Raw genomic sequence first — 22330 nt, forward strand, 5'->3', positions numbered from 1 at the left:
GCTTACTCCAGCGAGTCGGCAGGGATTTTTCCGGCGAGGTAGGCGACGATGCTATCCAGCGTCTGGACCTTGCCGTAGTCGGTTTCGGGAATGTCTACGCCGAGCTTTTCGTGGATGGCGGCCAGCACGTTGAGCCAGTCCATCGAATCCAGATCGATCTGGCTGCGCAGGGGCTTGTCGGGGATGATCTTCGTCGGATCGACTTCCGGGGCCAGGCGCTTGACGATGGCGAGCACGGCCGTGCGGATTTGTTCTTGTTGCTGACTCATTTTTTCTCCCGCTGCGCCTCGGCTTGTTCCAGCGTCGAACTGTCGCCTTCGGGCAGTCCGAGTTCCCTTGCCTTGAGGAGCCGGCGCATGATTTTTCCACTTCGAGTATGTGGCAGCGCCGGCATGAATGCAATTTCCTTCGGTGCCACGGCTGCCCCGAGCCGCCGACGGGCGTGGCCCATCAATTCGAGGCGTAGCTCTTCGCTCGGCGCGATCTGGTGCTTGAGGACGACGAAGGCCTTGATCACCTCGCCGGCCAGCGCATCCGGCTTGCCGATGACGCCCGCCTCGGCGACCGCCGGGTGTTCCATCAACACGCTCTCGACCTCGAACGAGCCGATCAGATGGCCGGACGACTTGATCACATCGTCGCTGCGGCCGACGAACCAAAAGTAGCCATCGGCATCGCGCCGGACCAGATCGCCGGTCAGGTAGAGATGGCCGGCAAAGCACTCGCGGTAGCGCTCGGGTTGGTTCAGATAGCCGCGAAACATCGACGGCCAGCCGGTTTCCAGCGCCAGTTCGCCGACCGTTTCAGGCGTCTCGATCACCGTCACCGGCTCGCCCGCCTGGTGGCGGACGACATGGGCGGCAATGCCCGGCAGCGGGCGGCCCATCGAGCCGGGCTTGATGTCCTGGGCGGCGGTGTTAGCGATCATGATGCCGCCGGTTTCGCTCTGCCACCAGTTGTCGTGAATCGGCCGGCCGAAGGCTTCCAGGCCCCAGCACACCGCTTCCGGGTTGAGCGCCTCGCCAACGCTGGCGATGAAGCGCAGGTCGGGAAAACGGTGGCCGGCAAACAGTTCGGGTCCGGCTTTCATGAGCAGCCGGATCGCCGTCGGCGCGGTGTACCAGACATTGACCCGCTCGTTTTCGAGAATGTGAATCCAGCGCAGCGGGTCGAAATCGGCCTCATCGACAATGCTGGTCACGCCCAGCACCAGCGGCGCGATGATCCCGTACGAGGTGCCGGTCACCCAGCCCGGATCGGCCGTGCACCAGAACACGTCGTCCGGCTGCAGGTCGAGCGCAGTTCGCGCCGTGGCGTAGTGGGTCAGGACGGCGCCGTGCACGTGAATGGCCCCCTTCGGCAGGCCGGTCGTGCCGCTCGTGAAATGCAGCAGGGCCGGGTCTTCCGGGCCGGTCGGCACGAGCGCCGGAGTGTCGGGGGCGGCGGCGAGCAGGGCGTGCAGGTCCAGCGTATCCGCAAATGCGCCGGCGCCGAGGTCATCGACCAGCAGCACATGCTGGAGCGAAGGGAGTTCCGGGCGAAGTGCCGCGACCTTGCGCTGATAGGCGCTGGCCGTGGTAACCAGCACCTTGCCGGCCGCCTGGGCGATGCGGCTGCGAATCGGCTCAGGGCCGAAAGACTGAAAAAGCGGTGAGACGACAGCGCCGATCTTGAGCGCACCGAGCACGGCGACGTAAAGCTCGCAGATGCGGCCGCAGAGCACGAATACGCAATCACCTTTCGCCACGCCCAGCGACTTGAGCGCGTTGCCGAAACGGTCAGTCAGCTCGGCGAGTTCCCTATAGCTGACGTCACGGGCGCTGCCATCGGCGCCCAGAAAGCGGAAGGCAGTTTTCCCTGCACGGGCCGAATGGGCATGGCGGTCGACAGCCAACTGAGCAATGTTGATCTCGCCATCCGGGGCGATGCCAAGTTCGCAAGCAACCTCAGCCCAAGAGAATGCGGTATCGGTACGCGCATCAGCAAACAGTTTTCGAATTAACGCCGGCTTCATCGGAGATTCCGCAGGGGGTATGCCACGAGATTCTGCGCTGCGCCATCGGCATCCGCAATGATGGTGCTCATGCGGGAGCGAAATGGAGTCCGTTCGGACGTGAAGGCGAGCAACGCTACCGTCGCGACCAAAGCGATCCGTGGAATCGCCATTTCAAATTCGGGCGTTTTTTCCTGTTGACCGTGGAAATGCTCATCGGACGGTTCGTCGGCCTGACCTTCCGTTGGCCTGACGAGCAGTGTCGGGCGGCAATGTGCCAGTCAATTGCCGTTCAGTCGAATATCGCTTTGAGCCGCTGCTTATCGATTCGGCGAAGGAAAACTGGCGACCCAAAGCGGAAGTAGCCATTTCAGACCCTAAGGCAGCATTGCAGCGCTTAGCCTTGGTGGGTGAGGTGCCTTGAAAAATGGGCTTGCCTGAGGTCGCAATTGAGCCGTTCTTCCGGATTCAACTCAGGGCTGTAACTGGGCAGATTGAACAACGCGACTTTGTTCAGGTGCCCGCGTGCCGAGAAACCATTATGTCGAATATTTTTACACACGCCCCACTATGGACCATTGCTAGTTTGCAAATGCACCCATAGCCGATTGTTTCTTAAGGAATGTTAATGCGGCGTAAAAAATGGTGCGGTAATTGCCTATGGGCATTGCACCAGATCTCATCTCAATGATTCAAAAAAGAGGTCTTACATGAAAACACAACGAATTTCTCGGACACTCAAAACGGCGACGATTGCCGCCGCCCTTGCTTTCAGCGCCGCCAGCGCTCACGCCGGGTTCATCGACTTCGAAGCTGATACCCTTGGCACCAAGGCTAACGGGTTTACATCGGCTTCTGACGCCGGAGTGCACTTCACCGATACCATCGGCACCAACCTTCAAGTCCAACCCGACCAGGCTGTAGGCAACCGGCTGCTGTATGCCTTCAACGACGATGCCAGCCGCATCCTAATTAACTTCGATTCGGCAATGAATTCGCTGTCGCTCTTCTTTGGCAACGATGATTTCTGCTGTACGGCAGTTGGCGACCGCGCATGGCTTGAGTTGTTTTCCAGCGCGACTTCGGTAGGCCTGTTCAGCGTAGTGATGAACCGCAACGATTTAACCGACCAGTCCATCAGTGGCAATGCGGCAAGCTTTGACAGTGCGATTTTTTGGTATGGCAACTCCACCGGCACTCCGATCGACCTAATCGAGGGGATCGACAATCTGTCGTTTACCAGCGCTGCTGCGGTCCCAGAACCGGCATCGCTGGCGCTGCTCGGCATCGGCCTTGCTGGTCTCGGCGCCATGCGCCGTCGCAAAGCCTGATCAGCCAGGCACCCTAGTCGGCGGCCACGGGCCGCCGTCTTTTATTCTACAGCTTCGGGCAGCCATCGACGTCCAGCGAAAGTAGCTATGCTTGATTCAAAGAATTAGCAATTACGCCGTTTCGCCGTGCTGCGTACAGGCGACGATGTTTCAATGACGCTGACAGCCAAAGGGGCATGAGCAGCGTAAGGATTCTCGATGGCGATCGGCTGGCCGTCCGCCGCACCGCGGAGGCGCGCAGCGGACAGATTTGCTCACCCGCTTGGTGGTCAAGGTGACGATGAAACATCTCAAGCGCCGGGGCCGCCGCGTCGAGTTAATTTCGGAGAATCCTTATTACGCGCCTATGGTGTGGATTGTCAGGCTGCCGACTGAAAGCCTCGAGGTCGGGTTAATTCGGGGTGACCGGGCGTTGAGAAGACCCTCCCGTGGCTTGCTCCGTGCCGGCGCCTATTGAGTGATCGGCGGGTAACCGGCCTTTTGCTGCCCGAGTCGGACCACAGGCTCAATGTCGGCAAAGGCAGACAAGCCGTTGTTCGCCCTAGAGCCCCCGAGAAATCCCCATTTCAAATTTGCCCGTTTTTTCCGGTTGACCGTAGGAATGGCCAACAAGCCAGTCAGGCGCTTGATTCCGACGCTTCCGCTTCCTCGATCAGTCGCCGGCTTTCTTTGGGATCGCGAAAAATAAGCGGCTGTGTCTGGCGGTCCGGGTTCGTGGTGTTTTCAAGCGCCGCGCTGACGATTTCATGGTGCGGGCTTTTCGGGCAGACCGGGTCGGCTGCGTCTGCATCGCCGGCCAGCAGGTAGGCCTGGCAGCGGCAGCCGCCAAGGTCTTCTTCCTTGTGGTCGCAGTCGCGGCAGGGTTTTTTCATCCAACCGGTGCCGCGGTAGTGGTTGAAGCCTTCCGATTCATGCCAGATTTCGCGCAGGCTGCTGTCGCGGACGTTCGGGAAGCTCAGGCCGGGTAGCATGCGGGCGGTGTGGCAGGGCAGGGCGGTGCCGTCGGGCGTAACGGTCAGGAAGACGTTGCCCCAGCCGTTCATGCATTTCTTGGGCTTGCCTTCGTGGTAGTCGGGGACGACGAAAAGGATGCGCATGCGCTCGGCGAGCTTTTCCTTCCATTCGTTGGTGACGGCTTCGGCGCGGCGCAGTTGTTCGCGTGACGGCATGAGCTGGTCGCGGTTGAGCAGCGCCCAGGAGTAGTACTGGGCGTTGGCCAGTTCGAGGTATTCGGCGCCGAGGGCGTCGGCCATTTCGATGATGCGGCCGATGTGCTCGATGTTGAGGCGATGGATGACGACGTTCATGACCATTGGCCAGCCACGCGCCTTGATCATTTCGCCGACCTTTTGCTTGAGGTCGAAGGTGCGGGTGTGGGTCAGGAAATCGTTGACCTCTTTGCTCGAATCCTGGAAGGAGAGCTGGATGTGGTCGAGGCCCGCTGCCTTGAAGGCGTCGAGGCGGGCTTCGGTGAGGCCGACGCCGGAAGTGATCAGGTTGGTGTAGTAGCCGAGCTGGCGGGCTTCGCCGATGAGTATCTCTAAATCGTCGCGCAGCAGCGGTTCGCCGCCGGAAAAACCGCACTGCACGGCGCCGAGTTCGCGCCCTTCGCGCAGGACGCGCAGCCAGTCGTCGGTGCTCAGTTCGGCTTCGTGCTTGGCGAAATCGACCGGGTTGTAGCAGAACACGCAGTGCAGCGGGCAGCGGTAGGTGACTTCGGCCAGCAGCCACATCGGCGGGCCGATTTTGGCCGGGGCGTTCATGCGGTGGCTCCGGTTTCAAGGCGCAGCCAGCGTTTTTCGATGGCCATGGCGAGAAAGGCCTCGACGTCGCCGCGCAAGCCGTTGGCTGAAAATGCCGCTTCAAGGTCGGCGACGATGGCCGCGACATCGCGCTGGCCGTCGCAGCGGGCGAGGATCTCGCCGCCGCTCTGGTTGAGCTTGATCATCCCTTCCGGATAGAGCAGCACGTGGCATTCCTGCGCCGGCTCCCACTGAAAGCGGAAGCCGTGGCCGAGGCGCGGCGTGCCGTCCATCAGGCTACTTTCCGTTCGGCGGTAACCCCGTTGGTGCCGTAGTGCTGGCCCATGGCATCGTTCATCGACCACAGGATGTCGAGCTTGAACTTGAGAATCTGCACGGCGCGTTCCTGCATGGCGCGGGTGCGGAAGTAGTCGAGCGTGACATTGAGGCCCTGGATCACGTCACGCGGCGCCTGGCTGGTACGGTTGCGGAAATACTGCAGGCCGGACGACTCGATCCACGGGTAGTGCCCGGGCCAGGTGGCCAGGCGCTGGAGGTGGATGACCGGGGCGAACAGTTCAGTCAGCGACGAGCAGACAGCCTCCTGCCACGGGGCGCGACGGGCGAAGTTGATGTAGGCGTCGACGGCGAAGCGGACGCCGGGCAGCACGTGGCGCAGGTCGACAATTTCCTCGCGGGTCAGGCCGACGGATTCGCCTAGGCGTATCCAGGCTTCGATGCCGCCGGCGTCGACCATTTTTTCGCCATTGGGCAGGCCGTATTCGAAGCCGTCGTGGTCGAGGATGCGCTGCACCCAGCCGCGGCGCACTTCGCGGTCCGGGCAGTTGGCCATGATCGCCGCATCCTTCACCGGAATGGCGATCTGGTAGTAGTAGCGGTTGGCGACCCAGCCGCGAATCTGCTCGGGTGTGGCGTGGCCGGTGTTGAGCATGACGTTGAACGGATGGTGGATGTGATAGGCCTTGCCGTTCTCGCGCAGCTGCGCCTCGAACTCCTCGCGGCTCCAGGCCGGGCGGCCGTCGTCGGCGTCGTGGGATTCGGCAAGGATGTCGGCTCGGATCATGGTTGTCTCTCGTTTAAATGGTGATGCGGGTGCCGTCTTCGGCGACTTCAATGCCGCGCCGGGTCAGTTCGGCGCGCTGCGGCGAGTTTTCGTCGAGGATGGGATTGGTGTTGTTGATGTGGATGAGTATCTTGCGCACATGTTTCGGCAGCTCGTCCAGCCAGTCCATCATGCCGCCGGGGCCGGATTGCGGCAGGTGGCCGATGTCGCGGGCGGTCTTGGTGGACAGGCCGGCGACGATCATTTCATCGTCGGTCCAGAATGTGCCGTCGACCATCACGCAGTCGGCTTCGGCCATGCGGGCGAAGACTTCCGGCGTGCGGGCGCCGAGGCCTGGGGCGTAGAACAGTTTGTGGCCGCTGCGCTGGTCGGTGATGCTGACGCCGACGTTGTCGCCGTCCACCGAGGCCTCGCGGTGCGGCGAGTAGGGCGCCGCTTTGCTGGACAGCGGCAGCACGGAGAATTCGAGGCCGGGTACTTTGGGCATGGCGAAGGGCGTGCCGTCGAGCGGGATGTCGTGGCGGTCAACGCCGCAATAGTGTTCCAGCACCTTGAGCACCGGGTTGCCGGTGGTCAGGTCTTCGTAGACCGGCTCGGCGCACCACAGTCGCATCTTCGATTTCTGCTCGCGCAGCATGAAGAGGCCGGTAGCGTGGTCGATCTGGCCATCGACGAGCAGGATGCCGCCGATGCCGGTGTCGCGCAGGGCGCGGTTCGGCTGCAATTCGGGGGTGGCCTTGATTTGTTGCAGGATGTCGGGCGAGGCGTTGAGCAAGGCCCAGTCCTGGCCATCGTCGGTGCTGACGCAGATTGATGACTGGGTGCGCGGTTTGGCGCGGACGCTACCGTCGCGCAGGCCGGCGCAATTGCGGCAGTTGCAGTTCCACTGCGGAAAGCCGCCGCCGGCGGAGGCGCCGAGAATGATCAGTTTCATGATTGTTTGGAGCCGCCATCGCCAGCCGGGGCCGCGATGACGGCGCGTCCCTTAGCGGGCGGCGATGTACATCGTGATTTCGAAGCCGAAGCGGAAGTCACAAGCGGTCGGGGTTTCCCATTTCATTTAGATAGTCTCCGTTATGGATTGAACGTCCGGCGGCACCTGCTGCCGGTTGTCCGCCGTTTTCAGCGATGCGGCAGACTGGATTGAACTATCGCGCCGTAGCCGACTTGGCGCCCCGCGGGAATCATGAATTGGTCCTCATGATTTTCATGAGATTCCGGTGGCGCCTGTCTGGGAGGCGTTGTCGATGGTTAGAATGGCCGGCATGTCTGCCACCGCCTTGCATACCTCGCCGCCACCGTTCGATAGCGGCTGGCTTCCGGTCTCCGGCGGCCATCGTCTTTACTATGAACAGCGTGGTTTGCCGGAAGGCATCCCCGCGCTGATCCTGCACGGTGGCCCGGGCTCCGGCTGTTCGCCGGTCATGGCTGGCTTCTTCGATCCCGAGCGCTATCGCGTCATCCTGCTCGACCAGCGCGGTGCCGGAAAAAGCCTGCCGGCCGGATGCCGCGAGGAAAACACGACGCCAGCGCTGATCGACGACATCGAGGTGCTGCGCCGGCATCTGGGAATTGACCGCTGGCTGGTAGTGGGTGGCTCGTGGGGCGCCACGCTCGGCATTCTGTACGCCGCCGCACATCCTGGGCAGCTCAGCGGTCTGCTGCTGCGCAACCCTTTTCTGGCGCGGGCGGCCGATCTCGACTGGTTCTTCGGCGGCGCCCGCCAACGCCATCCTGAAGCGTGGCGGTTTTGGGCGGCGCTCGGTGCGCCGGAAGCGCCGGGCGCCATGTTGCCGTGGCTGGGTGAATGCTTCCGCTGCGCACCGCCATCAGAGTTGGTGGCGCATGTCGCCGCCTGGTATGTCTGGGAATGCGCCCTGGCCAAAATACCCAGCCGGTCTTTAAGTCAGGCCGATAGCGATGTGTTGCAGCTGCGCTACCGCCTGCAGCTCCATTATTTCCGGCACGCCTGCTTCATTGCGGAAGGCGGCCTGCTGGCCGCCGCCGAACGCATTGCGGCGGTGAATGTGCCAATCCACGTTGTGCAGGGCCTGGCCGACCACGTTTGTCCGGCCAGCGCGACGGCCGTCTTGCTGGAGCAACTACCGAATGCGGACTGCACCTGGGTCGAGGCTGTCGGGCACGATCCCTATGCTCCGGCAATGCAGACGGCGACACTTGGGCTGGTCGACTCCTTTGCGGCGCTTGGGCGGTTCACACCCTGATCGGGATTGCGACAAAAATCTCGTCGCGATCTTGAAAAATAGCCTTCCTGTCATCATATCGGAGCAATGTATGCCTCTCGGAAACAGGGGACATTTGGCTGCGTCGCCTTGATTCAACTGGAGGCAGTACCTTGAAAAACTTGCTCTCGATCTTGCTGTTGTCCGGTGCGGCTTGCGCCTTCGCAGACACGAATCCTCGCCTGCTCGAACTGAAGGCCGAATACAGTCAATTGCATGAGGAACAGCAATCGATGTACCAACAGTTCGAAATGGCCCAGGAGTTGCGTCGCAACGAACTGCGCGAGCGCCAGCCGCCGGCCGTCCAGGGGTTTTCGGCGCAGGGTAGCAACCCCGATGGCCAGGTATCGATCGATTTCAACGAAAACGCTCGCCGCCAGCTCGAAAAGCAGGACCGCCTGCATGCCTACGACCGCGAGATCAGTCAGACTCACGCCCGCTACATGGAACTCGCCGCCCGCAAGAAAGCCCTTCTCGACGAAATCAACGAGTTGGCGAAAGTGCCGGCCGAAACCGTTGAAGAGCCGGCGCCGGCAAAGTCACCGGCTCGCGCCAAAACCTCGCGCTCAAGTCGCGAGAAGTAACTAGTTAGCGCGACGCATCGCCCATTGCCCGGCGCGCCGACCGCTGCGCACGGCGCCTTCTAGGGTCGCCGGGTAGTCGGCCCAGGTGTAGTCGCCAGCCAGGAAGAGGCGCGGGTTTGAGGTTTTGAAATCCGGACGATGCAGGCCGGGAATGGCCGCAAAAGTGGCGCGTTTTTCGCGGATCACCTTGTGCCAGCCGGTCGGGTTCGCCAGGCCGAGTTCTTCGTCGAGTGCGGCGGCCAGCGCTTCGTCGTCGAGTTTTTCCCAGTCGCCGTGTCCGCTCAATACGCACGCCAGAAGGCCCTGGCCGCGGTCGACAACCCACTGGCAATGGCCACCGAGGCGGTTGCTAAGCGGGAAAGGCGATTTCATTTTTGGCACAAAATTCCGGTAGACCGTGGCAATCGGCTCATAGGCGCAATCCGTGGCCGCCGCCGGCCACAGGGCGCCGACATGCTGTGGCGCGGTGGCGATGATGGCCGCTGCGAAGGATTCACCGTCGATGGCGATGCCGTTTTCAGCTTCCGTGATCTGGCTGACCCGCGTGCTCAGGCAGATTTGCGCACCGTGCGCTTGCAGCCATTGTCCGGCCGGTTCCGGCAGCAATTGGCCGAGATCGACACGAGGCAGCAGCAGATCGGTATCTGCGCGGCGCGAACTGCCCAGGCTGTCGCGCAGGACGTTGGCGAACAACTGTGCCGAGGCGCGCTCGGCCGGCAGGTTGAGAGCGGCGAGACAGAGCGGCTCCCACAAATGGCGACGCAGGGCGCCGGTTTGGCCGGCGTCATCCAGCCATTGGGATACCGTCGTTTCTCGGGGCAGTTTGAAACCCCGGCGCTTGATGCCATCCATCCAGAGCGCCGTTCGCAGCTTTTCGCCAAGGCCGACCCCGCGGGCGGTCAATAGCCCCCAAGCGACGTTGAGCGGCGCGGGCAGGCGGGGCAGGGCAAGGCGAAAGCCGGTGTTGTCGATGACCTGCAGCGGGCGGCGGTCGAAGAGTTCGTCAGGATCGGCGCCGACCCGGCGCATCAGCGCCAGCGTATCGCGGTAGGCGCCGAGCAGGATGTGCTGGCCGTTGTCGAGCTTGTGGCCGTCGACGTCGACGGCCCTGGCTCGGCCCCCGAGCACCCGGCCGGCTTCGAACAGGGTCGTTTCAGCGCCGGCGGCAGTCAGTTCAACGGCGGCTGCAATGCCCGCCCAGCCGCCACCGATCACGGCAATTTTCAAGGGATCAGCCCTTGATCCAGGTCTTGGCGGCCAGCCACAGCTTGCGCGTCGGCGGCAGCGAAATGCGCTGGTGCAGGACCTGGAAATTCTCGCGTTTGATCTCGTCGAGCACGGTGCGGTAAATCGCCGCCATGATCAGGCCCGGGCGCTGGCTCTTGCGGTCGACGGCCGGCAACTGGGCAAAAGCCTGCTCGTAGTATTTCTCGGCACGCTCGTACTGGAACTGCATGAGGGCCGTGAAATTGTCCGAATACTTGCCGTTCAGGATGTCCGCGGCCGGCACGTTGAACTGCTTGAGCTCGTCCATCGGGATGTAGATGCGGCCGCGTCGGGCATCTTCGCCGATGTCGCGGATGATGTTGGTGAGCTGGAAAGCCATGCCCAGGTCGTGGGCGTATTTCTGCGTCTGGCGGTCGGTGTAGCCGAAGATTTCGGCGGCAAGCAGACCGACAACGCTGGCGACGCGGTAGCAGTAGAGCGACAGGCCCTTGAAGTCGAGAAAGCGCGACTGCGTGAGGTCCATCTCCATGCCGTCGATGATCTCGAGCAACTGCTCTTTCGCCAGGTTGATGCTCTTGTCGAGGCCGGCCAGCGCCTGTCCGACCGGATGCTGCGGCTGCCCTTCGGCGACGCGTTCGATTTCCTGGCGCCACCAGGCGAGCTTGGTCGAGGCGATGGAAACATCGTTGCATTCATCGACGACGTCATCGACTTCGCGGCAGAAGGCGTAGAGCGCCATGATGGCGCGCCGGCGCGGCAGGGGCAGGAACAGGAAGCTGTAATAGAAGGAGGAGCCGCTTTTGGCGCACTTCTCCTGGCAGTATTGGTCGGGATTCATGGGGTCACATTCTAATGGATCGACCAGCCAGAACCAGCCAGTCCCATTTGCCAAGCTTCGGCCGGCGGGTGAAAACGTCGCCGCGCAGCTGCCGGATGCGTTCAAGAATGCGCAGGCCGCCCTGCATGGTCAGCCGGATTTCCCAGCCAAGCCTGCCGGGCAGGGCGTGGACGAGCGGGGCGCCGCGTTTCATGAGCGCCGTTGCCCGGTCAATCTCGAAATCCATGAGGGCCGCCCAGTTGGCCGACCAGCGGCTGTTCGCGATGTCGTCCTCGGTGAGGCGGAAGTGCGGGAAGTCGGTCAGCGGTATGTAAATCCGGTCTTTTTTCCAGTCGACCGCAACATCCTGCCAAAAATTGATCAACTGCAAGGCCGTGCAGATGCAGTCGGATTGTTCGAGATGTTCCGGCTCGGTTCGGCCGAACAGATGCAGGACCAGCCGGCCAACCGGATTGGCCGAACGGCGGCAGTAGTCGAGCAGTTCCGGGTAATCAGCGTAGCGTGTCTTCACCACGTCCTGCGCGAAAGCATCCAGCAGGTCGCGGAAGAGCTGGATGGGCAGTTTGAACGCGGCAATGACTTCGGCCAAAGAGACGAACAGCGGCGTCTGCGGCACGTTGCCGGCTTCGATCCGATCCAGCTCGGCCCGGTAGGCGTTCAACCCGGCGAGGCGCTCGTCGGGCGACGCGTCACCTTCGTCGGCAATATCGTCAGCGCTGCGTGCAAAGCGGTAGATCACCTCGATCGGCCGGCGCAATTTGGCCGGCACCAGCAGCGAAGCAACAGGAAAGTTTTCGTAATGATCAACGGACATCGTGGTCTGCTCTGGAGATTGCGGCTCAGTCGGTGCTAGAATTCGCCCCGCCTGCCCAGGTGGCGAAATTGGTAGACGCACCAGATTTAGGTTCTGGCGCCGAAAGGTGTGGGGGTTCGAGTCCCTTCCTGGGCACCATCTTCAGCACTTCGCTGAAAAACTGGTCGGCTGGCATCCGAAAGCCGGCTGCATTCGGATGGCCGCCGCCACCGTAACGCGTGGCGATCACCGAAACATCAAGCGCTTTGCCCTTCGAACGCAGCGAGGCCTTCACCTCGCCATCTCCCGATAGTTGCCAGATCAGCCCGAAGCTGCCGCTTTGCTCGGCCAGCGAATTGCCCAGTTCCGAGGCGAACAGCGCATTGGCGTTGATGGCAATGCCGGAAACGGCCAGCCAGGCGTAGTCTTCGTGAGTAACGATAGCTTGGCCATGGCGCTGCGCCTGTAGCGCGTCAACCGGTTCGCCACGCAGTTGGGCCGGGATGCGCAGTGCGCTGAGCGCCAGACGCGCGATTTCCAGCTGGTAAAACTGCTCGATGGCTCCGCCTTGCACAAGCATGTCAAGGTAGCGCGGGGCGTTTTCATCGGGTGTGTCGAGCACAAGTTGATGCCAGATCGGGAAGTCGAAAGGCAGCAGGCGCAGGGCGCGACAGAAGGGACGCGTGCCCGGGGTAAAACGCCACATGTCCTGCTCTTCAATGTGCCGGAGCGCCAGCGGCGTTGGCGTGCCGGGGTGAAAATGCTCCCACGCCAGTCGGGCGCCCGATTTTTCCAGGTCGAACATGACGCGCAGGGCTAGCGTTGGGTGCTGATAACTGCGCAGGCTGTTCTCGCCCGCTAGTAACTTGTCGCCCCACGCCTTCTGCGCCGAAGCATGATGGTCGATCTGGGTGACCGAGGCAGCTACAGAAGCCATCGTTTCCAGAAACTCAGGCGGAAACGAGAAATCGAGGATGAATACCGCGTGGCCGGAAATCGCGTCCAGCACCCAAGGCTCGCCGTGATGCATCGGCCGATAGGTGGCTGCATCGCCAAATTGGCACCAGGCAGCATAAGCGGCGCCGAAGCCATCGAGGCAGTCGGCGTGGTAAATAACAAAAACTGGAGGCTGAGCAGACATGCTCAGTAATGCGGCGGAAGGTCATCGCGCAGGCTGCGCTGTTCTTGCGGCTGGGCATTTTGTGCCTGTTCGCGCAAGGCGCGAATTTCACGGAAGAGCAGATCGATCTGCTCCTGCTGGCGGAAAACCAGGCGATTCAGTTCCTCGACGAGGTCTTCGGTATAGCTGATCTTGATTTCGAGTTCGGTAATGCGCGATTCCACAAATAGTCCTTATTCTTCGCTGCGCCAGTCGCGCAGGGTTTCCTTGGGTGGCGGCGGGGGCGCGTCGTTGCGCGGTGGCCGGAGTAGCGGCAGGGCTCCACCCAACACGACAATCAGACAGATCCCGAGAATTATCCAGCCTTCGTTCATGGCTTTCTCCGTTGCATAAGCGGCAAGTGTACTTGGCTTCGCAAAAAATCGCGAAGGGCTGTTGACATCGGCTTTTACGTCTGTAAAATGCGCGCTTCTTTAGGCGGTTAGCTCAGTTGGTTAGAGCGCCACGTTGACATCGTGGAGGTCGTTGGTTCGATTCCAATACCGCCTACCAAAATTCCTAACGGAGCTGAATTGATGATTTTCCGAACTTGCACCGCAGTTCAGAAACGCTAATCGAGTCAGCCTTCGTTTGACCAAAAAAGTGCGGCTCACTCCCGCACTTTTTTTTCGCCTAGAGATTTGCCATGCCTGATATCAAACTGCCTGATGGTTCCATCCGCTCTTTTGAACAGCCGGTAACAATCGCCGAAGTCGCAGCCAGCATTGGCGCTGGTCTGGCCCGCGCGGCATTGGGCGGCAAGGTTGATGGCACTCTGGTCGATACCTCGTATCTGATCGAGAAAAATGTCGATCTGGCCATCATCACCGAGCGTGATCCGGAAGGTTTGGAACTGATCCGCCATTCGACCGCCCACTTGCTGGCTTTTGCCGTCAAGGAGCTGTTCCCGGAGGCGCAGGTCACCATTGGTCCAGTCATTGAAAACGGTTTCTACTACGATTTCGCCTACAAGCGTCCTTTCACCCCGGAAGACCTGGTGGCCATCGAGAAGCGCATGGCCGAACTGGCCAAGAAGGATATTCCGGTAACCCGTGAAGTCTGGGCGCGCGATGACGCGGTCAAGTTCTTCCTCGATCTTGGCGAAAAATACAAGGCCGAGCTGATCAGCGCCATTCCGGCCGACCAGCAGGTTTCGCTCTACCGCGAAGGTGATTTCATCGACCTTTGCCGCGGCCCGCACGTGCCGACGACGGCCAAGCTCAAAGTCTTCAAGCTCATGAAGGTGGCCGGTGCCTACTGGCGTGGCGATCATCGCAACGAACAGTTGCAGCGTATCTACGGAACGGCCTGGGCTAAGAAGGAAGATCTCGACGCCTATCTGCATATGTTGGAAGAGGCTGAAAAGCGCGATCACCGCCGCCTCGGCAAGCAATTTGACTTGTTCCACATGCAGGACGAAGCGCCGGGTCTGGTTTTCTGGCACCCCAAGGGATGGGCGATCTGGCAGGAAATCGAAAGCTACATGCGCGCTGTCTACCGCAACAACGGTTATCAGGAAGTGCGCTGCCCGCAGATTCTCGACAAGGCATTGTGGGAAAAGTCGGGCCATTGGGAGCACTACAAGGACAACATGTTCACGACCTCGTCGGAAAATCGCGATTACGCGGTCAAGCCGATGAATTGTCCAGGCCATGTCCAGGTTTTCAATGCCGGCTTGCGTTCCTATCGCGAACTGCCGCTGCGTTACGGCGAGTTCGGCTCCTGCCATCGCAACGAACCGGCCGGCGCCTTGCACGGCCTGATGCGCGTGCGCGGCTTCGTGCAGGATGACGGTCACATCTTCTGTACCGAAGACCAGATCGAGTCCGAAGTGACGGCCTTCAATGCGCTGGTCAAGAAGGTTTATGCCGATTTCGGCTTCAACGATGTGGCCGTCAAGTTGGCTTTGCGTCCGGATAGTCGCGTTGGTTCCGACGAAGTCTGGGACAAGGCAGAGGATGCGCTGCGTCAGGGCCTGCGGGCTTCCGGTCTGGAGTGGACGGAATTGCCGGGCGAGGGCGCTTTCTATGGTCCGAAAATCGAATTCCACATCCGCGATGCCATCGGCCGCTCGTGGCAGTGTGGCACCATGCAGGTTGACTTCTCGATGCCGGGTCGTCTCGGGGCCGAATATGTTGGCGCCGACGACGCGCGCAAGGTGCCGGTCATGCTGCACCGCGCGATCCTTGGCTCGCTTGAGCGCTTCATCGGCATTCTGATCGAAAATTTCTCAGGTGCTCTGCCGCTTTGGCTGGCGCCGGTTCAGGCGGTTGTCCTGAATATTTCCGAAAAGCAGGCTGATTACGCCGCCGATGTTGCGCAAAAGCTGCATCAGGCAGGCTTCCGGGCTGAGTCGGATTTGCGTAACGAGAAAATTACCTATAAAATTCGGGAACATAGCTTGAACCGGCTGCCTTATCAGCTCGTTGTGGGCGATAAGGAAAAAGCGGACGGACTGGTGGCCGTGCGTACTCGCGGTGGTCAGGATCTAGGACAAATGTCCATTGATGACCTGATCAGGCATCTTCAGAGCGAAGTTGCCGCGCGGAGTGGCACGGCTTAATTTTTGTTGTTTTCGGGGGTTTCACCATAGCTCAGAACAAGGCGCATCGCCTCAACGAAGAAATTACGGTTCCGGAGATTCGTCTCCAGGGTGCAGAAGGTGAACAGCTAGGCATTGTCAGCATTCGCGAGGCTTTGCACATGGCTGAAGAAGCCGGTGCTGATCTGGTCGAGATCGCTCCGACCGCCAAGCCGCCAGTCTGCCGCATCATGGACTACGGCAAGTTCAAGTACCAGGAACAGAAGCGCGCTCACGAAGCCAAGTTGAAGCAGAAGCAGGTGCAGGTCAAGGAAATTAAACTGCGCCCGGGCACCGACGAAAACGATTACCAGATCAAGCTCAGGAACATGACGCGTTTCCTGGAAGAGGGCGACAAGGTCAAAGTGACCCTGCGCTTCCGGGGCCGCGAAATGGCGCATCAGGAATTCGGTATGCGCCAACTGGAACGGATCAAGGCAGACCTCGATGAAGTAGGTGCAGTCGAGCAGATGCCGAAGATGGAAGGTCGTCAGATGATCATGATCATCGGGCCGGCAAAGAAGCAGCAAAAGTAGTTACATAAGTGCTTTCGGGTAGTCAAAGCGTTTCCGTAGTGGGAACCACCTGACGGCATGTCATTAAGGAGCATTAAATGCCCAAAATGAAGACCAAGAGCAGCGCCAAAAAGCGTTTCTCTGTTCGCGCTGGTGGTTCCATCAAGCGCGGCCAAGCCTTCAAGCGTCACATTCTGACCAAGAAGACCACCAAGGTGAAACGCCATCTGCGCGGTTCCGTCGAAGTTAACGCGCGCGATTCAGCATCCGTCCGCGCCATGATGCCCTACGCATAAGGAGATAGAAGATGCCTAGAGTTAAACGTGGTGTAACAGCGCGCGCGCGTCACAAGAAGATTCTCGTTCAGGCCAAGGGTTACCGCGGTCGTCGCAAGAACGTCTATCGCGTCGCCAAACAGGCGGTGATGAAGGCTGGTCAATACCAGTACCGTGACCGTCGTCAACGCAAGCGTCAGTTCCGTGCTTTGTGGATTGCCCGTATCAATGCCGCTTCTCGTGAGCTGGGCATGAAGTACAGCACCTTCATGAATGGTCTGAAGAAGGCCAATATCGAAGTCGACCGCAAGGTTCTGGCCGATCTGGCTGTTTTCGATCAGCCGGCATTTGCCGCTCTGGCCGCCCAGGCCAAGGCACAGCTCGGCGCCTGAGCGAAAGCGTAATTAAAAAAAGGAGGCGCAAGCCTCCTTTTTTATTGGTGGTTTTGTTGGTGGACGTCTATGGACAATCTCGATCAAATCGTTAGCGAAGCCCAGTCGGCTTTCGCTGCCATTTCTGACCCCGATGCGCTGGAACAGGTAAAAGCCCGTTTCCTCGGCAAGAGCGGGCAGATCACCGAACTTCTCAAAGGTTTGGGCAAGCTGCCGCCGGAAGAGAAGAAAACTGCCGGTGCCGCGATCAACGTCGCCAAGACGGCCGTTGAAGCTGCGCTCAACGAGCGTCGCGAAGCCATTCGTAAGGCAGCGCTCGAAGCGCGCCTGGCCGAAGAGGCACTGGATGTCACGCTGCCCGGTCGCGCTGAAGCGCGGGGTGGCCTGCACCCGGTGACGCGTACGCTGGAACGGATCGAGGCACTGTTTCGCTCCATCGGTTTCGAAGTGGCCGACGGCCCCGAAATCGAGGAAGACTTTTTCAATTTCACGGCCATGAACACGCCCGAGGATCACCCGGCGCGTTCGATGCATGACACCTTTTACCTGCAGAACCCGGACGGTACCGTTGCCGACAACGTGCTGCTGCGGACCCATACCAGTCCGATCCAGGCGCGCTACATGAAGGAGCACGTCGAACGCTACGGTCAACTGGAAAAAATGCCCGAAATCAGAATCATCGCGCCGGGCCGCGTCTATCGTGTCGATTCCGATGCGACGCATTCGCCGATGTTCAACCAGGTCGAAGGCCTGTGGGTCGGTGAAGGCGTTTCGTTTGCCGATCTCAAGGGCGTCATTGCCGATTTTCTGAAGAGCTTCTTCGAGACCGACGATCTGACGGTGCGTTTCCGTCCTTCCTTCTTCCCGTTTACCGAGCCGTCGGCCGAAATCGACGTGGCTTTCATGAGCGGCGCGCTGAAAGGTCGTTGGCTGGAAATCGCCGGTTGCGGCATGGTGCATCCGGATGTGCTGCGCATTGCCGGCATCGATCCGGAAAAATACACCGGCTTCGCCTTCGGCTTCGGTCAGGACCGCCTGACCATGCTGCGTTACGGCGTCAATGACCTGCGCCTCTTCTTTGAAGGCGACCTCCGTTTCCTGAGGCAATTCGCATGAAATTCTCTGAATCCTGGCTGCGTACCCTTGTCGACACCCAACTGTCGAGCGAGGAGCTTTCCCATCTGCTGACCATGGCCGGCCTCGAAGTCGAAGGTCTGGAGCCGGTCGCACCCCAATTCAACGATGTCGTCGTCGCCCACGTACTGGAAGTCGTCAAGCACCCGGATGCTGACCGTCTGAACGTCTGCAAGGCCGATACCGGCCGTGGCGAACCGACGACCATCGTCTGTGGTGCGGCGAATGTGGCTGTCGGCCTGCGCGTGCCGTGCGCCTTGCCAGGTGCCAAATTGCCCGGCGATTTCGTTATCAAAGTTGCCAAGGTGCGCGGCATTGAGTCTTCAGGCATGCTCTGTTCGGCCAAGGAACTCGGCATCGCCGAAGAGGCTTCCGGCCTGTTGATCCTGCCGGCCGATGCGCCGGTTGGCCAGTCGATTCGTGAGTATCTCGATCTCGACGACAACCAGTTCGAACTCAAACTGACCCCGAACCGTGCCGACTGCCTGTCCCTGACCGGTGTAGCGCGCGAAGTGGCGGCCATTGCCGGCGCCCGGGCCAAGCTAATCGAGGTGCCGGAGGTAGCAGTAACCATCGCCGATCAGCGCGCCGTAGTTCTTGACGCACCGGTTGCCTGTCCGCTTTATTTCGGTCGCGTGGTCAAGGGCGTTAACGCCAAGGCACCGACGCCGGAATGGATGAAGCGCCGCCTCGAACGCAGCGGCATACGATCGATTTCGGCATTGGTCGATGTCACCAATTACGTGATGCTTGAGCTTGGCCAGCCGCTGCACGCTTTCGACAATACCAAGCTTGAAGGTGCCGTGCATGCCCGCATGGCGAAGCCGGAAGAAAAGCTGTTGCTGCTGAACGAGCAGACCATTGCGATCGACGCCGACATCCTGATGATTGCCGACGACGCCAAACCGCTGGCCATGGCCGGCATCATGGGTGGCGAAGAGAGTGGCATCACGCAGGAAACCAGCGAACTGTTCCTTGAATCCGCCTTCTTCGCACTGAAGGCGATTGCTGGCCGTGCCCGTCGTTATGGTTTTGGCTCTGATGCATCGCATCGTTTTGAGCGCGGCGTCGATTTCGGCGGCACTCGCCGCGCCATCGAGCGTGCAACGCAACTGATAATCGATATTTGTGGTGGTGCTGCTGGTCCGGTAACCGAGGCCAGGGCCGAGATGCCGGCACGCAAGCCTGTGCGTCTGCGCACGGCACGCGCCTGCGCCGTGATCGGCATGGCCTTTTCTTCCGAGCAGATTGCTGGCTTGTTCAACGGCCTCGGCCTGCCCTTCGTTCGTGAAGGTGATGATTTCCTGGTTACCCCGCCGACCTGGCGCTTCGACATCGAAATTGAGGAAGACCTGATCGAGGAAATCGCCCGTCTGCACGGCTACGACAATATCCCGGCCCCGGCCCCGCGCGGCAACATGAAAATGATGGTGCAGCCAGAGGCGCAACGTCCTGCCGCCCGTGTTCGCCAATTGCTGGTTGATCGCGGCTATCAGGAAGTCGTCAATTTTGCTTTTGTCGAGGAAGCCTGGGAGGCTGACTTTGCTGCCAATACCGACCTGATTCGTCTGGCAAATCCGATTGCCAGCCAGATGGCCGTCATGCGGTCGACGCTGTTCGGCGGATTGATCTCTAATCTGGTGACCAATCTCAAGCGCAAGCAGAACCGCGTCCGCCTGTTCGAAACAGGCCGCGCCTTCGAGCGCAATGCCGCAGCAACGCCGGTTCACGGCTTTGCCCAATCCTGGAGGCTCTCCGGGCTGGCCTATGGTGGCGCTTTGCCCGAAGGCTGGGGTAGTGCTGCGCGCAAGGTCGATTTCTTCGACGTGAAGGGCGATCTGGAAGCCTTGCTGGCGCCGGCCCAACCGCGGTTTGAAAAGCTTGTCCATCCGGCACTGCATCCGGGACGAGCGGCCCGTGTAATTCTTGATGGCCGCGAAATCGGCTGTTTGGGTGAACTGCATCCGGAATGGGTTCAAAAATACGATCTTCCTCTGGCGCCGGTTGTCTTCGAACTTGATTTCGATGCCGTCAAGGCAGTGCAGGTTCCGGTTTATGCTGAGGTTTCGAAGTTCCCGCCGGTGATTCGTGATCTTGCCATTGTCGTTGATCAGGATGTCGCTCTGCAGACCTTGCTTGACGGCTTGAAAGGGCAGGTTTCGAACCTCATTCAGGACATCCAGTTGTTCGATGTTTACGTCGGAAAGGGCATCCCTGAAAACAAAAAAAGCCTTGCTTTCCGCATAGTTATGCAAGATACTCAACGCACTTTGCAAGATTCGGAAGTTGATGCTGCAATGCAGCAACTGGTGTCCTGTTTCGAACAGGCATTCGGTGCTCAACTGCGTGCCTGACGGAAATAATAACGATGACGCTAACCAAAGCTGAGCTCGCGGACCTGCTTTTCGAAAAAGTAGGTCTAAATAAGCGCGAGGCCAAAGACATGGTCGAAGCTTTTTTCGAAGAAATCCGAAATTCCCTGGAAACCGGTGATGGCGTAAAGCTCTCCGGTTTTGGCAATTTTCAGTTGCGCGACAAGCCGCAACGTCCGGGCCGGAATCCGAAAACAGGACAGGAAATTCCCATCACGGCGCGTCGCGTTGTGACTTTTCACGCCAGCCAAAAGCTGAAGTCAGACGTTGAGCTTGCCTTCGATGGAACCGCGGCATAAAACCCCGGGCGGCGAAGAGTTGCCGCCCATCCCCGCCAAACGCTACTTTACGATCGGTGAAGTCAGCGAGTTGTGCGGCGTCAAACCGCACGTGCTGCGTTACTGGGAGCAGGAGTTCAACCAGCTCAAGCCGGTAAAGCGGCGCGGCAATCGTCGTTATTATCAGCATCATGAAGTGTTGCTGGTTCGGCGTATTCGCGAGCTTCTTTATAATCAGGGTTTTACGATCAGCGGTGCACGCAATCGGCTTGACGAGGGTGGGGCAGTTGAGGTGGTTGCGGTTAATTTGCCCGAGACGGGAAAAATGCCGGGTGGCCTGCGTGGCGAGCTACAGTCCATTATCGAGATGTTGCAGCTATGAATTCCACGTTTTTTGAGTATAATGGCGGGCTTGTCGGGGCGTAGCGCAGCCTGGTAGCGCACTTGCATGGGGTGCAAGGGGTCGCGAGTTCGAATCCCGCCGCCCCGACCAAGAGAATCAACGAGTCAGGCCAATCTTCGGATTGGCCTTTTTCGTTCATGGGGGTCGCCCTTGATTTATTTGGCGGAGCTTGGTCTGCTCGGAGCGTTTTATTGCGCGGTCGGTTCTACCTATTAAAAGTTGACTTATGTCAGTTTTGTTTATGGATGGCATTGATAAATAATTTCAAACAAATTAAATTGTCGCCACTCATTTAAATAAGGAGATAACCATGGATCTTTCCACGCTTTCCGTCGCTCAGTTGCGCGACCTGCAACAGCAAATTCCAACTGAAATTAAACGTCGTGAAGCTCAGGAAAAGGTTAATGTCCTGAATGAATTGCGCGCTTTTGCCAAAACCCGTGGTTATGCCATTGAGGATTTGCTGGGCAAGGAGGTCAAGGTGAAGACGGCGACCGGTAATAAGGTCAAGGTTAAATACCGTCATCCGCAAAATCTCGAACTCGAATGGACCGGTCGCGGTCGCAAGCCGAAATGGGTTGAAGCCTGGGTGGCCAATGGCGGTTCGCTGGATAATTTACTGGTCTGATCATGCGTATTCTGCTGAGTAACGACGACGGCTATTTTGCGCCGGGGCTTGCTGCCCTGGCTGAGGCGCTGCACGGCCTGGGTGAGGTGGTCGTCGTTGCTCCCGAGCAGAATCGCAGCGGCGCCAGTAATTCACTGACGCTGGATCGGCCATTGTTTTTGAAAAAGGCGGCCAATGGCTTTCATTTTGTAAATGGCACGCCAACCGATTGCGTCCATTTGGCCGTTACCGGCATGCTCGATGAATTGCCGGATATTATCGTTTCGGGAATTAATAATGGTGCCAATATGGGCGACGACACGATTTATTCGGGTACCGTTGCTGCGGCAACGGAAGGTTATTTGCTCGGCATTCCCTCTATCGCCATTTCCCTGACCAACTTCGAGGGAAATAATTTTGCGACAGCCGGCCGTGTGGCCCGCGAATTGGTTGAGCGCTTTATTCGCGATCCTATTCGCGAACCTGTTTTATTGAATGTGAATGTCCCCGATATTCCCTACGCTGAATTGAATGGCATGGAGGTGACCCGTCTTGGCCGCCGCCATAAAGCCGAGCCGGTGGTGAAAATGACCTCGCCGCGCAATGAAACAGTTTATTGGGTCGGCGCGGCCGGCGCGGCTGCCGATGCCGGGCCGGGTACCGATTTCAATGCCATCGAGCGCGGCGTTGTGTCGATTACCCCGTTGCAGATCGATCTGACGCACGCCGCCCAGCTTCCTTCGATTCGTCAGTGGATGAAGTGAGTCATGGTGTGTTGA

Annotated in this window: 26 protein-coding genes, 3 tRNA genes and 1 pseudogene; 17 read left to right on the plus strand and 13 right to left on the minus strand. The window is 59.7% G+C overall.

Annotation, left to right across the window (positions count from 1 at the left end):
• Nucleotides 1–2: 2 nt before the first annotated feature.
• Both KI610_RS10035 and acsA read right to left on the minus strand, forming a co-directional pair.
• Nucleotides 3–269 (minus strand): acyl carrier protein, encoded by a 267-nt coding sequence (locus tag KI610_RS10035; protein WP_226494847.1) that lies wholly within the window; start codon nt 267–269, stop codon nt 3–5.
• Nucleotides 266–2014 (minus strand): acetate--CoA ligase, encoded by a 1749-nt coding sequence (gene acsA / locus KI610_RS10040; protein ID WP_226494848.1) that lies wholly within the window; start codon nt 2012–2014, stop codon nt 266–268. Before acsA ends, KI610_RS10035 begins: the two co-directional genes overlap by 4 nt.
• Nucleotides 2015–2703: 689 nt before the next feature.
• Between acsA and KI610_RS10045 the strand changes: the two genes are divergently transcribed.
• Nucleotides 2704–3324 carry a PEP-CTERM sorting domain-containing protein gene (locus KI610_RS10045; RefSeq protein ID WP_226494849.1) on the plus strand — a complete coding sequence of 207 codons (621 nt, stop codon included), beginning with the start codon at nt 2704–2706 and terminating at the stop codon, nt 3322–3324.
• A gap of 617 nt (nt 3325–3941) precedes the next feature.
• Here KI610_RS10045 and pqqE read toward each other — a convergent pair.
• From pqqE to pqqA, 5 genes are read right to left on the minus strand one after another with little or no spacing between them, the layout of a single operon-like run.
• Nucleotides 3942–5087 (minus strand): pyrroloquinoline quinone biosynthesis protein PqqE, encoded by a 1146-nt coding sequence (gene pqqE, locus KI610_RS10050; protein ID WP_226494850.1) that lies wholly within the window; start codon nt 5085–5087, stop codon nt 3942–3944.
• Nucleotides 5084–5359 (minus strand): pyrroloquinoline quinone biosynthesis peptide chaperone PqqD, encoded by a 276-nt coding sequence (gene pqqD / locus KI610_RS10055; RefSeq protein WP_226494851.1) that lies wholly within the window; start codon nt 5357–5359, stop codon nt 5084–5086. The genes pqqE and pqqD overlap by 4 nt, the downstream gene beginning before the upstream one ends.
• Complete coding sequence (pqqC, locus tag KI610_RS10060; protein ID WP_226494852.1) at nt 5359–6150, minus strand: pyrroloquinoline-quinone synthase PqqC; 792 nt, start codon at nt 6148–6150, stop codon at nt 5359–5361. The genes pqqD and pqqC overlap by 1 nt, the downstream gene beginning before the upstream one ends.
• A 13-nt stretch (nt 6151–6163) precedes the next feature.
• Complete coding sequence (pqqB, locus tag KI610_RS10065; protein WP_226494853.1) at nt 6164–7084, minus strand: pyrroloquinoline quinone biosynthesis protein PqqB; 921 nt, start codon at nt 7082–7084, stop codon at nt 6164–6166.
• A 51-nt stretch (nt 7085–7135) separates the two neighbouring features.
• Nucleotides 7136–7210, minus strand: a complete 75-nt coding sequence (gene pqqA / locus KI610_RS10070) for a pyrroloquinoline quinone precursor peptide PqqA (protein ID WP_141353941.1) — start codon at nt 7208–7210, stop codon at nt 7136–7138.
• Between the two features lie 160 nt (nt 7211–7370).
• Here pqqA and KI610_RS10075 point away from each other — a divergent pair, with 160 nt between their 5' ends.
• On the plus strand, nt 7371–8375 hold the full coding sequence (locus KI610_RS10075) for an alpha/beta fold hydrolase (RefSeq protein WP_226494854.1): 1005 nt from the start codon (nt 7371–7373) through the stop codon (nt 8373–8375).
• A gap of 131 nt (nt 8376–8506) precedes the next feature.
• Nucleotides 8507–8977 (plus strand): hypothetical protein, encoded by a 471-nt coding sequence (locus KI610_RS10080; protein WP_226494855.1) that lies wholly within the window; start codon nt 8507–8509, stop codon nt 8975–8977.
• Here KI610_RS10080 and hpnE read toward each other — a convergent pair whose 3' ends face one another.
• Genes hpnE through hpnC form a run of 3 tightly spaced genes read right to left on the minus strand, consistent with a single transcriptional unit; the run spans nt 8978 to nt 11856 of the window.
• Complete coding sequence (hpnE, locus tag KI610_RS10085; RefSeq protein ID WP_226494856.1) at nt 8978–10204, minus strand: hydroxysqualene dehydroxylase HpnE; 1227 nt, start codon at nt 10202–10204, stop codon at nt 8978–8980. It abuts the gene before it with no gap.
• Between the two features lie 4 nt (nt 10205–10208).
• Entirely contained in the window at nt 10209–11042 is an 834-nt protein-coding gene (hpnD, locus tag KI610_RS10090) for a presqualene diphosphate synthase HpnD (RefSeq protein WP_226494857.1), read from the minus strand.
• A gap of 4 nt (nt 11043–11046) precedes the next feature.
• The gene (gene hpnC / locus KI610_RS10095; RefSeq protein WP_226494858.1) at nt 11047–11856 is read right to left on the minus strand and encodes a squalene synthase HpnC; all 810 of its coding nucleotides are present in this window, start codon (nt 11854–11856) and stop codon (nt 11047–11049) included.
• A 53-nt stretch (nt 11857–11909) separates the two neighbouring features.
• Here hpnC and KI610_RS10100 point away from each other — a divergent pair.
• Nucleotides 11910–11994: transfer RNA gene (locus tag KI610_RS10100), tRNA-Leu, on the plus strand.
• A 55-nt stretch (nt 11995–12049) separates the two neighbouring features.
• On the opposite strand, the pseudogene KI610_RS20085 reads toward KI610_RS10100, so the two are convergent.
• Nucleotides 12050–12772: pseudogene (locus KI610_RS20085) on the minus strand (phosphoesterase); the annotation flags it as partial.
• Here KI610_RS20085 and KI610_RS10110 point away from each other — a divergent pair.
• Nucleotides 12731–12985, plus strand: coding sequence for a hypothetical protein (locus KI610_RS10110; protein ID WP_226494859.1), 255 nt, complete (start codon nt 12731–12733; stop codon nt 12983–12985). The pseudogene KI610_RS20085 and the gene KI610_RS10110 overlap by 42 nt on opposite strands.
• Here the strand turns inward: KI610_RS10110 and KI610_RS10115 are convergent.
• Together KI610_RS10115 and KI610_RS10120 are read right to left on the minus strand one after the other, a co-directional pair.
• Nucleotides 12979–13179, minus strand: coding sequence for a SlyX family protein (locus tag KI610_RS10115; protein WP_226494860.1), 201 nt, complete (start codon nt 13177–13179; stop codon nt 12979–12981). The genes KI610_RS10110 and KI610_RS10115 overlap by 7 nt on opposite strands.
• 9 nt (nt 13180–13188) lie before the next feature.
• Nucleotides 13189–13329: a hypothetical protein gene (locus tag KI610_RS10120; RefSeq protein WP_226494861.1), complete on the minus strand. Its 141-nt coding sequence runs from the start codon at nt 13327–13329 to the stop codon at nt 13189–13191.
• 101 nt (nt 13330–13430) lie between these two features.
• On the opposite strand from KI610_RS10120, the gene KI610_RS10125 reads away from it, so the two are divergent.
• The 12 genes from KI610_RS10125 to surE all read left to right on the plus strand — a co-directional run bounded on the left by KI610_RS10125 (nt 13431) and on the right by surE (nt 22315).
• Nucleotides 13431–13507 (plus strand) — tRNA-Val (locus tag KI610_RS10125).
• Nucleotides 13508–13640: 133 nt separating this feature from the next.
• Nucleotides 13641–15557 (plus strand): threonine--tRNA ligase, encoded by a 1917-nt coding sequence (gene thrS / locus KI610_RS10130; protein ID WP_226494862.1) that lies wholly within the window; start codon nt 13641–13643, stop codon nt 15555–15557.
• A gap of 77 nt (nt 15558–15634) precedes the next feature.
• A complete protein-coding gene (gene infC / locus KI610_RS10135; RefSeq protein WP_449757747.1) occupies nt 15635–16111 on the plus strand; it encodes a translation initiation factor IF-3 in 477 nt (158 codons plus the stop codon).
• A gap of 77 nt (nt 16112–16188) precedes the next feature.
• Nucleotides 16189–16386 (plus strand): 50S ribosomal protein L35, encoded by a 198-nt coding sequence (gene rpmI / locus KI610_RS10140; protein ID WP_226405130.1) that lies wholly within the window; start codon nt 16189–16191, stop codon nt 16384–16386.
• A gap of 11 nt (nt 16387–16397) precedes the next feature.
• Nucleotides 16398–16757, plus strand: a complete 360-nt coding sequence (gene rplT, locus KI610_RS10145; RefSeq protein WP_226405131.1) for a 50S ribosomal protein L20 — start codon at nt 16398–16400, stop codon at nt 16755–16757.
• A gap of 69 nt (nt 16758–16826) precedes the next feature.
• Nucleotides 16827–17873, plus strand: coding sequence for a phenylalanine--tRNA ligase subunit alpha (gene pheS / locus KI610_RS10150; protein WP_226494863.1), 1047 nt, complete (start codon nt 16827–16829; stop codon nt 17871–17873).
• Nucleotides 17870–20245 carry a phenylalanine--tRNA ligase subunit beta gene (pheT, locus tag KI610_RS10155; RefSeq protein WP_226494864.1) on the plus strand — a complete coding sequence of 792 codons (2376 nt, stop codon included), beginning with the start codon at nt 17870–17872 and terminating at the stop codon, nt 20243–20245. Before pheS ends, pheT begins: the two co-directional genes overlap by 4 nt.
• Nucleotides 20246–20253: 8 nt before the next feature.
• On the plus strand, nt 20254–20562 hold the full coding sequence (locus tag KI610_RS10160; protein ID WP_226405729.1) for an integration host factor subunit alpha: 309 nt from the start codon (nt 20254–20256) through the stop codon (nt 20560–20562).
• A complete protein-coding gene (locus KI610_RS10165) occupies nt 20546–20923 on the plus strand; it encodes a MerR family transcriptional regulator (RefSeq protein WP_226494865.1) in 378 nt (125 codons plus the stop codon). Before KI610_RS10160 ends, KI610_RS10165 begins: the two co-directional genes overlap by 17 nt.
• Before the next feature lie 34 nt (nt 20924–20957).
• Nucleotides 20958–21034: transfer RNA gene (locus KI610_RS10170), tRNA-Pro, on the plus strand.
• Nucleotides 21035–21254: 220 nt separating this feature from the next.
• The gene (locus KI610_RS10175; protein WP_226494866.1) at nt 21255–21572 is read left to right on the plus strand and encodes an H-NS histone family protein; all 318 of its coding nucleotides are present in this window, start codon (nt 21255–21257) and stop codon (nt 21570–21572) included.
• A 2-nt stretch (nt 21573–21574) separates the two neighbouring features.
• Nucleotides 21575–22315: a 5'/3'-nucleotidase SurE gene (surE, locus tag KI610_RS10180; protein WP_226494867.1), complete on the plus strand. Its 741-nt coding sequence runs from the start codon at nt 21575–21577 to the stop codon at nt 22313–22315.
• Nucleotides 22316–22330: the final 15 nt, after the last annotated feature.

Source organism: Ferribacterium limneticum, assembly GCF_020510565.1.
Taxonomy (GTDB): domain Bacteria; phylum Pseudomonadota; class Gammaproteobacteria; order Burkholderiales; family Rhodocyclaceae; genus Azonexus; species Azonexus limneticus_B.